Annotated in this window: 11 protein-coding genes; 5 read left to right on the top strand and 6 right to left on the bottom strand. The window is 49.0% G+C overall.

Annotated elements, in window-relative coordinates; genetic code table 11:
* Nucleotides 1-60 precede the first annotated feature (60 nt).
* The 3 genes from ACDE64_RS01260 (at nucleotide 61) to ACDE64_RS01250 (ending at nucleotide 1,597) form a co-directional block, all read left to right on the top strand.
* A complete protein-coding gene (locus ACDE64_RS01260; protein ID WP_411348731.1) occupies nucleotides 61-570 on the top strand; it encodes an antibiotic biosynthesis monooxygenase family protein in 510 nt (169 codons plus the stop codon).
* A gap of 196 nt (nucleotides 571-766) precedes the next feature.
* A complete protein-coding gene (locus tag ACDE64_RS01255; RefSeq protein WP_411344746.1) occupies nucleotides 767-1,117 on the top strand; it encodes a TM2 domain-containing protein in 351 nt (116 codons plus the stop codon).
* A gap of 39 nt (nucleotides 1,118-1,156) precedes the next feature.
* A complete protein-coding gene (locus tag ACDE64_RS01250; protein WP_411348730.1) occupies nucleotides 1,157-1,597 on the top strand; it encodes a TM2 domain-containing protein in 441 nt (146 codons plus the stop codon).
* A gap of 130 nt (nucleotides 1,598-1,727) precedes the next feature.
* On the opposite strand, the gene ACDE64_RS01245 is transcribed toward ACDE64_RS01250, so the two are convergent.
* From ACDE64_RS01245 to ACDE64_RS01235, 3 genes are all read right to left on the bottom strand, one after another.
* Nucleotides 1,728-3,590, bottom strand: a complete 1,863-nt coding sequence (locus ACDE64_RS01245) for an ABC transporter ATP-binding protein (RefSeq protein WP_411348729.1) — start codon at nucleotides 3,588-3,590, stop codon at nucleotides 1,728-1,730.
* Nucleotides 3,571-5,469 carry an ABC transporter ATP-binding protein gene (locus ACDE64_RS01240; protein WP_411348728.1) on the bottom strand — a complete coding sequence of 633 codons (1,899 nt, stop codon included), beginning with the start codon at nucleotides 5,467-5,469 and terminating at the stop codon, nucleotides 3,571-3,573. The genes ACDE64_RS01245 and ACDE64_RS01240 overlap by 20 nt, the downstream gene beginning before the upstream one ends.
* 81 nt (nucleotides 5,470-5,550) lie before the next feature.
* Nucleotides 5,551-6,315, bottom strand: coding sequence for an FHA domain-containing protein (locus ACDE64_RS01235; protein WP_411344742.1), 765 nt, complete (start codon nucleotides 6,313-6,315; stop codon nucleotides 5,551-5,553).
* A gap of 273 nt (nucleotides 6,316-6,588) precedes the next feature.
* On the opposite strand from ACDE64_RS01235, the gene ACDE64_RS01230 reads away from it, so the two are divergent.
* The gene (locus ACDE64_RS01230) at nucleotides 6,589-6,846 is read left to right on the top strand and encodes a hypothetical protein (protein ID WP_411348727.1); all 258 of its coding nucleotides are present in this window, start codon (nucleotides 6,589-6,591) and stop codon (nucleotides 6,844-6,846) included.
* A 157-nt stretch (nucleotides 6,847-7,003) separates the two neighbouring features.
* Here the strand turns inward: ACDE64_RS01230 and ACDE64_RS01225 are convergent, their stop codons facing one another.
* Nucleotides 7,004-7,249: a DUF6953 family protein gene (locus tag ACDE64_RS01225; protein WP_411344740.1), complete on the bottom strand. Its 246-nt coding sequence runs from the start codon at nucleotides 7,247-7,249 to the stop codon at nucleotides 7,004-7,006.
* A gap of 153 nt (nucleotides 7,250-7,402) precedes the next feature.
* Here ACDE64_RS01225 and ACDE64_RS01220 point away from each other — a divergent pair, with 153 nt between their 5' ends.
* Nucleotides 7,403-7,846 (top strand): DUF6376 family protein, encoded by a 444-nt coding sequence (locus tag ACDE64_RS01220; protein WP_411348726.1) that lies wholly within the window; start codon nucleotides 7,403-7,405, stop codon nucleotides 7,844-7,846.
* 162 nt (nucleotides 7,847-8,008) lie between these two features.
* Here the strand turns inward: ACDE64_RS01220 and ACDE64_RS01215 are convergent, their stop codons facing one another.
* Nucleotides 8,009-8,347 (bottom strand): DUF4870 domain-containing protein, encoded by a 339-nt coding sequence (locus tag ACDE64_RS01215; protein ID WP_411348725.1) that lies wholly within the window; start codon nucleotides 8,345-8,347, stop codon nucleotides 8,009-8,011.
* A gap of 325 nt (nucleotides 8,348-8,672) precedes the next feature.
* Nucleotides 8,673-11,207 carry a LamG-like jellyroll fold domain-containing protein gene (locus ACDE64_RS01210; protein WP_411348724.1) on the bottom strand — a complete coding sequence of 845 codons (2,535 nt, stop codon included), beginning with the start codon at nucleotides 11,205-11,207 and terminating at the stop codon, nucleotides 8,673-8,675.
* Between the last annotated feature and the right edge of the window lie 98 nt (nucleotides 11,208-11,305).

Below are 11,305 nucleotides of genomic sequence, written 5' to 3'. Positions count from 1 at the left end.
TTAAGGTACAAATATCAGGTTTTTATCAGAATCGTATCGAACCTATTGGAGGAATATGTCATGTACATGTATATCAGCTCCCATAATATCCATGAGCAGTTTCCAGAAGCAGCACATTTACCGGATGTAATCCATCTGCATCAGGATGGCGATGCGCGCTATGTGATGGAAATCGACGAGATTTTGCCAGTCGATATTCGCTCGGAGCATACGTTTAGCTATGAAGTATTGGATAGTAGTGGCATTGTCGGTGGTGGCTTTGCTGTGTTGAATCATATTCCGGTAACGGCGGATGGTCGCTCTGCATTTGAGCAGCGGTTTATGAATCGGGCGCGTAAGGTAGAGGAAGAACCAGGCTTTGTCGGCATTCGTGTGCTGCGTCCGCTTGATGATGATACGTATGTGATTTTGACACTGTGGGATGGCGAGGAGCAGTTCAAAGCGTGGCAAGAATCGCAGGCATACAGTCATGCACACCGCAAGCGTCATACGGAGGAAGGTATTGATGTACAGCAACCGTCCATCTTCCCACGCCCCTCCTTTGTCAAAACGTTTATCGTCGAAAATTGATCATTTGGCGTACTATATATGTATGAATGTAAAATCGCCCGGTTTCCGCTGAAGCCGGGCGATTTCTATATGTCAAAAAAGAAACCTGCCCTACCATATCACGTATAATACGGTAGATTAAAATGTACATTCTTGTTAAAATATGATTGTTGTTGGGAAACACTACTACTTTTAGGAATTGAGGGGTACAGGTATTATGGGTATGAATTACAATCTCCAGCGTAAAAGCCAGCTTGACGCACGCGAGCTGATGTTGTTGGAATCGGAAGTGAAGACGTACGGCAAGAACATGGTTGTCGCTTACGTATTGTGGTATTTTCTAGGTGTATTCGGCGCACACCGCTTCTACATGGGCAAAATTGGTACAGCCGTTACACAACTGATTCTGACGTTAACTTTGGTCGGCGCTATTGTTACATCGATATGGTGGATCGTGGATGCGTTCTTGCTGCATACATGGGTGAAAGAGCGCAATGCTTATGTAGAGAGCAATGTTATTGATCAGATTCTAATTCAAAAGCCTATTTCATCGGATTATAACTACTAAGAGATGCTGACACGATACGAACTATCTCCACAGGAGCTAATGCTGCTTAACTCGGAAATGCGCCCCCGGGAAAAGTCGCTTGCGCTAGCTTACATCATGTTGATCGGCGGTCATCTTGGTGTGCATCGTTTTTATTTGCGCCGGACAGCCACTGCTGTCACTCAGCTTGTTTTGTTTGTTGTCGCACTGCTTGGCTATTTCACCTTGCTTATTAGCTCGGGATTCGATCCATCTAGCAATGTTACGTTTGTGGGACTGACTATTATGTGTATTGCCGGAGTGCCACTGTTTATCTGGATCTTGGTTGATCTGTTCATGATTCCGCGTATGGTTCGCCAATTGAACACGCAGACGGAACAGGAGATTTTGCAGCAGCTGGAAAGGATTCGTAACAATCCGCAGTCCACGCGTCAGAGAGAGACTAACGCGCCATCTGTACAACCACCACCGTACCATCCACTAGATCTGAGCAAACGCTAATCTCTCCATCGACGTTAGCAACAAAACAGTCTTGCAGAAGCAACTATGAATAGAACAGAAACCTACGCAGGATACATAAAAGACCTTTTCCGTTAGTGGAAAAGGTCTTTTTTATACATCGGATTGCGACTCAAGACGACACCTTCAACTGACTATGGAACAACTCACTGTAAAAGCCGCCCTGCTCCAGCAATTGATCATGCGATCCATGCTCCAGAATCTGCCCGTCCTGCAATACTAGAATCTGATCTGCTGACCGGATCGTATTCAGTCGGTGCGCGATTACAAAGCTCGTACGTCCTTCCATCAACCGCTGCAATCCTTCCTGAATCCGAATCTCGGTCACTGTGTCGATACTGCTGGTCGCTTCATCCAGTACGAGAATCGCCGGATCAGCCAGCATCGCGCGAGCAATCGTCAGCAATTGGCGCTGCCCCTGACTGATACCGCCGCCATCTCGGCTCAATACTTGTTCATATCCATCCGGTAATCGCTGGATAAACGAATGTGCATTCGCTAGCTCGGCTGCCTGCCGCACCTCATCATCCGTCGCTTCCAATCGACCATAACGGATATTATCCATCACCGTACCTTCAAATAGAAACGAATCCTGTAAGACAAACGCCATATGCTGCCGCAAACTGGCACGGCGCAAGTTGCGAATATCCTGTCCGTCAATCAGAACCTGCCCCTGATCCGCATCGTAAAAGCGAGAAATGAGCTGAATGAGTGTCGTCTTGCCTGCGCCAGTCGGTCCGACCAGCGCAATCATCTCGCCCGGCTCCGCTTGGAATGAAATATGCTGCAACGTGTCGCCGCCTTCACCAGTATCGTACGCAAACGATACATCGCGGAATTCTACTTTGCCCGTAATCTGTGTCACTTCGGATGCCTGCTGCTCATCCGCTTCCTCAATATCTTCATCCATAATCTCGAATACACGCTCTGCCCCGGCAATCGCTGATAACAGCGTATTCCACTGGTTCGCCAGATCATTCAGCGGACGGGTAAACTGACGCGCATATTCCACGAAAATGACGATCACGCCGACCGTGATACTGCCTTTGATCGCTAACAAGCCACCAACTCCGGCAATGAGCGCAAAGCTCAAATTGTTCAATCCGTTCATCAGCTTCGGAATGAGACCAGAGATCGTCTGCGCCCAGAAACCGGAGAAGCGGATGCGATCATTGCGTTCCGCAAACTCGTCGATTACCTGCTGCTCGCGTCCAAACGCCTTAATAATCTTTTCGCCGGACAGCGTTTCTTCAATATAACCATTCAGCTCACCCAAATTGCGCTGCCGCTCACGGAACAGTGGACCGGTACGCCGCGTAATCCAGCGCATACCGAATGCCATCAGCGGCACCACGATAAAGGTCAGCAGCGTCAGCAGCGGACTGAGCAATAGCATCACAACAAGTGTTCCGACAAGTGTTAGCACACTGGAGAAAATCTGGATCGCCGAACTATTGAGTGTCGCACTTACATTTTCAATATCGTTCGTAACGCGGCTCATCAGCTCACCTTGCTGGCGTTTACCGAAGAACGGAATCGGCAGTCGATGCAAATGGGCAAACAGATCGGAGCGCATCCGATATACCGTTTCCTGCGCGATCTCGATCATCCAGACATTTTGCAGCCATGAGGTGATCGAATTCAACAGATACACAACACCCAATCCGACGAGAAACCAGATCCATAGCTGACCGCCTTCGCGTTCCAGAAAATCGTCAATCGCAATCCCAACCAGATATGGACCAAGCAGGGTGAAACCCGATGTCAGCAGTACCATAAACAGCACCATAAACAACTTCAATCGACGCTCTGCCAGATACGTCCAGATGCGAGATAAGGTGCCGCGCCAGTTCTTGGCACGCTTCTTGTTGGATGTGACAGCGGAATGGTCTGACGACGGGGTATCCTCCTGCTCGCGCGCAGCAAGCGTTGGCGGTCTAGCAACGCGAAACGGATCAATGAATGCCTTCCACATGCTGCAACTCCTCCTCTCCAAACTGGGATGCGTAAATGCGGCGGTACAATTCGGAATGCTGTAACAGCTGCTCATGACCGCCTTCAGCGATCCGTTTGCCATCCTGCAACAGCAATACTTTATCCGCGCGTATCGTAGAGCTAATCTTCTGTGTAATGAGAATGGTCGTACACGATAAGGTTGCCAGCCCTTCTAACAAGCGGGCTTCGGTTCGTACATCCAGCGCACTTGTGCTGTCATCTAGCAGTAGAATGCTCGACTTGCGCACCAATGCGCGGGCGATGGACAGGCGCTGCTTTTGCCCGCCTGACAGATTCACGCCGCGCTGACCGAGCCGGGTATTATAACCGTTCGGCAAATGAAGGATTGTATCGTGAATCTGGGCAATACGCGCTGCCTGCTCAATCTCTTCGGAACTGGCATGTTCATTGCCCCAAGCGATATTGTCGCGAATCGTGCCGGTAAATAGCACAATTTCCTGCGGCACATAACCGATCATGCTACGCAGAGACACTTCGTTCATCTGGCTCACATCCTGATGATTGACCAGCACCTGACCTTGCTGCACTTCATACAGTCGCATAATAAGCTGCATCAGCGACGATTTGCCCGATCCGGTCGCGCCCATAATCGCTGTCGTAACACCGCGGTTGGCAGTAAATGAAATATCCTTCAATATATCGCGGTCAGTATCAGGGTAACGGAATTGAACATGCCGGAATTCCAGTGCAGCACCGCTTGTCATGTCGCGCTCCTGAACGGTTTCAACGACTGGCTCGATATGTACCATTGCCGCAGGATCATCAACGATTGCCATAGCAGTTTGATCAACTTGCCCGTTACCGTTATGTGCGTCTGGATGCACTGCTGCACGAACATCGGAAGCTATTGCCCCCTCATCCTCCTGCTGTATATCCAGCATCTGACCTGCCTGCTCCTCCGTGGAACTCATCACTTCATCCATCCGACCTGCCGAAGCGCGCGCACGCGAGAATGCCGCCACGATCATCGAAAATGCCGACAACGCCCCCATCGTACGCATCGAATAGTTAATAATCGCTACCACTTCACCGACTGACGTACTACCAGACAGAATATCCCGATGTCCAAACCATAATACAGCGATAATGCTGACATTCATGACGAACAAAATAAACGGCATCGTCGTCTCCGTCAGCCGCAGCGCGGATACTGTATCATTCATCAGTGCCCCGCTCTGCTGCTCAAATCGATTCCGTTCATGCTGTCTTCGCACGAATACACGAATGAGCCGCATCCCGGTCAGATTTTCCTGCATCACATTGTTGACCTTGTCCAATCGCCGCTGTACCTTTTCAAACGAAATCGCTGCCCGCTTCATGATGGCGATTACAAAAACCAGTAGCACAGGTATGCCTACCACGAGCAGCAGTCCAAGCTTCACGTTAACAACTAGCGCCATAATGCTGCTGCCAACGACGAGCAGTGGAATCCGCAGCATAAAGCGCAGCCCCATAAACAGCATATCCTGCAAAATGGTCACATCGTTCGTCAATCTCGTAATAAGCGATGACGTAGCAAACCGATTGAACAGACTATACGAAAAGGACTGCACCTTGCGATACAACGCCTCCCGCAGATCATAGCCTAGCCCCTGACTAGCATATGCCGCATAAAAAGAGCTAAAAATACCGGCGATAAACGCAATAATCGTTCCGCCGGTCAGAATGCCGCCCCATAATAGAACGGTAGGAATATGGCGCTCACTCACGCCGTCATCAATGATTTTGGAGATCAGAAAAGGTTGCAGCAATTCCAGCGTCAGCTCAATCAGCATCATGAGCAGCGCCAGTATTGCCGCAACCCTGTATTTCTTCAAAAAGGAAAGCAATAGCGTCATCGTGATCCCCCTTATGTTTGAATGGCTTGCCGTATGCTCACGATCCAGCAATCGTCGATGTTCTGATAGCTGTTCCGTTCCTTAGGAGGAAGTATGGCGATCTAGTGCTTCGCTCTGATCCTGCTTCTTCATATATACCCCTTTTTTGTAAACCGAACGAATCGTAAAATGGTCGCCCAGCTTTTTATTTGTTCGATAGATCAAGGAGTTCACTTCGTCCACACCGACCAGCTCTGCATCATCGACACAACGCTCCGGCCAGACTTCGCGTACAATCTGCTCACGAGTCACAAAATGATCCAGACAATTGTACAGCAGCTTGAACAACTGATATTCCTTTTTGGATAGCGTAATGCTGTCGCCGCCTACCTGAATATTTTGCAAATAATCGTTCAGACGTACTTCATGCTCCAGCAGATCGCTCACTCGGTACTCGCGCGTTTCTTCCAGATCAGTACCTCGTTCCAGATGCAGTGTGACCAATCCGTTCACCAGCGTTAACTGATCGCCATCCCCAATTCGGCGCGACTGGTAAGGTTGCAGACGCTGACCGTTCAGCTCGGTGCCATTTTTGCTGCCGAGGTCTTCGACGTAGATGTCGTTATGGATACGCTTGAGCACACAATGCTGCTTGGATACGAGCTGGTTATACAGCGGCAGATCCGTCTGCGCGCTGCCTGTATGACGTCCGATCAGAATCGGTTTATGAGTTTCCAAATAAATAAAAGAACCATGGCCTTCCTGGCCGGCGGTATCTACAATCACTTTAATAATGTCCGGCATGGGATCATCGCTCACTTTCCAGTAGATTCTCATTCCACAACAAATACACTGCCATGTCAGCATAGCGCCTTCCTGGCGAAGGCTCAATGACAGAATCATCAGATTCCTTTCATTGTTTGCTTGCCTGGCAGCTTTTATAGTGTAAAGGAGAGAGATTGCGCGCTTGAAGCGCTACTGCCCGTGAAAGGCTGTCTTTCCATTATACTATACAATGCCTGTACAATAATTCAATTTCAGTCATTTTTCTGGCAGAAAATGTACCGGCACTTCCATTAATAGAGAAATGTACCTGCTTGAACAGGTACCAACGAGTGGACGAAAAGTGGGGAATCCATAATGAAACCAAAACAAATTTTAATTTACGGACTATTGTCATTTCTAATTGCCAGCAGTCTGGCGATGTATGTATATCTGAATCATCAGTTGCCGGGCTTGCATGATAGCCAGACGACACCGACCAACAATCTGCGCATTGAGAATTTGGACGATCTACAGCGACTGATGACCGACAAACCAGAGCAGTCTTCCGCGATGCCAATTCAGCCTGTCTCTACTGATCACGACAACACCGCCTCATCTCTACTTCATCTATAACATTTGTTGCTTGCTTCAACACGACGCAGCTCTTTCCTATGCAAACGGGAGAAATGCAATCCGTCATTCGACGCCGCATTTCTCCCGTATTTGTGTACATGTGTATAGTAGGATGATGATCCTGTTGCTTACCCTTTTATCTCAAATGGTACGTGCCTTACGTCCAAGCCCAGAAAAAGCCGTCCCGATCCCAGGCAACGCGCCCACCGTGCTTTTTCCGAAATGCTTTTTTGATCTCTTTATCCAGCGAAACGTTACCGCTATCGCTCGTAAACAGGAATTGCTCGCCGTACTGCTCTCGCACATAATCAATCGCTTCTTCCTGCCGCAGTATGCCGCGGTCGCGAATATGCTCGACCATCCAGCTGGCAATTTCCTGCGCTTGTACATCGTGATTGTCCATATTCTACTTCCTTTCTATCCGTCATCGTTGCCGATGATGATTCCTCTGTATGTAACTGTACCATATCTGCCAGCGCCCAGAACAGGCAATTGTTGAAACCATATGCGGTGTTGCGCAGTAATATAGGTATTCCCTCAACAAGGAGTGTCTCTATTGAAAACATACATGCTCATGCTTGTTATGCTCGCTGGTCTGCTGTCAGGCTGTTCTGCACTAGATCAGGTCAACCAGTCCGTTAACTATGTTAGTGAAGTTACTTCGTATATCAACAGTACATCGAATCTATCGCAGAATCTGCCGGAGCTGACCGAGCAAGCGCTCACCGATCCACAAGCGCGTGAACAGCTGTCTCAGCAACTAGCGAATACCCAGAGCCAGATCGACAACTTCAATCAGCTGGAACCGCCCGCCTTTGCCCAAGATTTGCATCAGCAACTGTCTGCATACAGCGCTACACTGGGTACAGAAGTGAATAGTCTGGTCGATCAGGTGCAAGCCGGAAAGCTGACCGTAGCCGACCTGAACAATTCGCAAATTTTCCAGACTGTCGATCAGATTAACGGTTTGCTGAATCAGTTCCAGCAGTTGGGACAGTAACCAACAGCTCAATCCAGAATACGCTAACAGCAAGTGGTATCTAGGAAATCCATGCTGTAGAACAATCCCATGCAACAACAAAACAGCCTTCCTGTGAAAAGGAAGGCTGTTTTTGTGCGTTCGGCAAACCGGAGTATTATGTAGAGTGGAAGAAATACCGGTTTATTTGATCAGTTGAATGGTGCCGATGAAAGGAAGCGGTTTGCGTTCACCATTCGCAGCATTGATAATACCGATGATCATAAGTACAAGCACAAACACGGAGATGGCAAACTGCAAAATAGTGCCAATAAACGGAATAATCATTCCTAAGATGTTCGCCGCCAATGCTACAAGAAACAGGACTAGCCCTTGATTGGCATGATACATCGCAAACGGTGAATTCCGAGCGGCAAGCAGTGGGACGAAGAACAGAATATACGCCAGAATCGCCATCACTTTGTTTGCCTGTACATCATTCGGATCGCCCTGTTGACCGTAGGGGTCTTGATAGTTGGACATGTTTTACCCTCTTTCGTTCGTAATTTGAACTGCTGTGCTGTGCAGGTATACCGGGAAATACGCGGGTAGTTATGTAAAAGTTTCATATTGCTGGCATGCACCTTGAGTATACCACCTGATACCGGAGATGAGTACTGTCTATTATGCAGTTTTGGCAGTATTTTAAACCAAAGGTGAGGGCTGGCAGGATGTAGCTTGCGATATAGCAAAGAAGCATGCTCAAGTGAGATGAACATGCTTCTTTTTTAATAGGTATATCTCTTCGGTACAACGAACAACATAAGAGCCTACAACTGTTCAGACTACATTATGTTGATGCCCTCATTTACTTCGCCAGCTCCTGAATCTCCTGCTCACTCAGCGCGCGATTGTACATATTCACTTCATCCAGACTGCCTTTCAAATACGCATCGGCAGCGAAGCGGCTTTTGCCTAGATATGCTTCGCGGGTCATCAGATCATGTGGATTGAAGGTCATCTGGTCATTGCTGCCTGCCAGCTTGCCGTTAATATATAGCTTGCCCGTATTGCCGGACAGCGTGACTGCTACATGTACCCATTGACCGGTTGGCAACGCGGATGGTGTGATGATGCTCTGGTCGGTATTGTTGCGGTGAATCGTAAACTGCACACCGGTTCCTTGAAAAGGAGTCAAGAACATAAATCCGTTCATGCCATCACCAAAATCCAGAATCCGCTGCCATGCGGCGCCGCCGTCCCATTTGACCCAGCTGGCAAACGTGTAATCCTCTGCATCCGTAATCGTACCCGGCAGCTGTACATAATCGTCCACGCCGTCTAGTGTAATGCCTGCACCGGACTTGCCGTATACAGCACGAGTCACACCATTGATCAGCGTACCGTCATAATGATTATACGTACTATCGACAACGGTTGTGCCACTGGCTTCATTGAAGGTATATTGACTCAGCAGCGGTCCACGCGCCTGTTCCAATACAGTGACTTTAAAGTTTTTGTTCTTTTTGGCACCGTTTTTGGTAATGGTGGCTATCAGGGTGACGCGGGCATTGCCTTTGCCTGCTGCCGGACGAGTAACTTTGCCCGTATCGGAAATGATCTCTGGCTTGTTGGAATGCCAGCTAATCTGCACACCGCGTGTTCCTGTAAGCGGCAGATCCAGATCGTAAAACACACCGTCCGTCTCGCCCAGACTCAAATCCGCATCTACCGCCGAGACGAGCTGCTTGTCCTTCTGCACCTCGCGCTGACTGCCCCATACACCTATCCCATCGCGGGACAATGCGGTTAGTGTAAGCACGGTTTTGCCAGAATCGGCGTTGGTTTCATGTAAAAAGACACCATTATATAGCGTTCCATCTACACTCAGTAGCGCCGTGTTGTTGCCTTGCAGCTTCCACGTTCCCGTTACGTCGCCAGTAATTGTGCCGTCCGCATTCAATGTTGCCGATACAGCCTTATGGATGTCAGCACTAATATGTTTGTCCTGCGTAATCCACTGGTACTCGCCCGCAATCTCACTGGCACGAACCTTTGCCTGCGGATTCTGCTCGCCTGCATAGCGATATGGTGCTACCGTTAGCCAGCCATCTGCGTTCATAAACATCTCATGGGTACGTACTTCATGCTCCTCACCGCGTCCTGGGAAACGGGAATGGAATATGAGGAAATAGCGTCCAGTCTGCTCGTCGTAGTACGCAGAGTTATGCCCCGGCGAGACGGCACCTGCTCCACTGCCTGTACCGGGATCACCAATCTGGCGTTCAAACTGGTAATTGCCGATCATCTTCACACCATATGGCTCGATGGAAGCATCGTCGAATAGTGGCTTGGACGGATCGGCTTTCACCTTCGTCATATCGTTACCTGCTGCATCGTAAAATGGACCATCCGGCGTTTTCGAGCGAACGACGCGCAGATTGTAACCACCAACTGCATCCAGACCGCCAAATGACAAGAACATGTAGTAATAATCTGTTTGCGGACTGTACAGCATATACGCCCCTTCGATACGGCTGTGATTGCCGCCGATCAGCTTTTTACCATAACCCTGATTCGGTAATGGCTTGCCAGTTGCCGGGTCCATCTGCATAACGAAAATGCCGCCGGAATACGAACCGTATACCATCCACAGCTTGCCGTCTTTATCGAAAAACACATCCGGATCAACTGCATTCGGATGAATACGCGCATCGTAAATGGTGCCATCCTCGCTAATCTGATCCCACATACCTGATTTGAGGAAAATGCCTGTATCGCGATACGGACCTTCGATAGTATCCGCGACCGCTATGCCCATCGCGGAACGAGGCGAGTCGCCTTTGCATGCGTTGTAGTACATGTAAAATTTGCCATCTGCCAGCTGAATAACATCGGCTGCCCATAAGGTATTGCTTTGCGCCCAGCTCAGGGCATCCTTCAATTCGGTAGTGACATTCGGGATCAACGGATTGCCATCCGCGACGCCGGAGGAGATCATACTCCAATTCATCAGATCGGATGATTTGGCGGAGGCGAGATGGGAACCGAATATGTAAAATTCATTGCCGACTTTGATGACCGATGGATCGTGTACAGAAGCTTCCTGATACACTGGTGCACCAGTAGATGCAGTCGCAGTAGTAGATATGGCGTTCCATGTAGAGGCAGGGGATAATGAAGCGATACTGGTATGATTTGCGCTCGACGTTGCGGCAACTGTACCAGCCTGCCCACTTCCACTGGCAACTAGATGATCTGTCAGCAGTGGCGTATTCACTGGTTGTAACGAATCAGTGCCAGAGGGAGCGGCGAAGATTGTTGCTGACGGCAGCAGCATCGGTATCACCAGAGTTGCTGCGATAACAGTCATACTGGCTTGTTTACGGAAACGAGATGTCATAAGTGTCTTCCTTTCTCATTTGGCGATAGGATTGGTGTTGCACAGGAATGGCAATGGGCATAGCTCGGAACCTAGATCAGCATGCTCCTTTCTATTAT

This window comes from Paenibacillus sp. WLX2291, assembly GCF_046603665.1.
In the GTDB taxonomy this organism is placed as follows: domain Bacteria; phylum Bacillota; class Bacilli; order Paenibacillales; family Paenibacillaceae; genus Saccharibacillus.
Note: the sequence above shows the minus strand (reverse complement) of the source record. Positions and strands in the feature narration are given on the sequence as shown.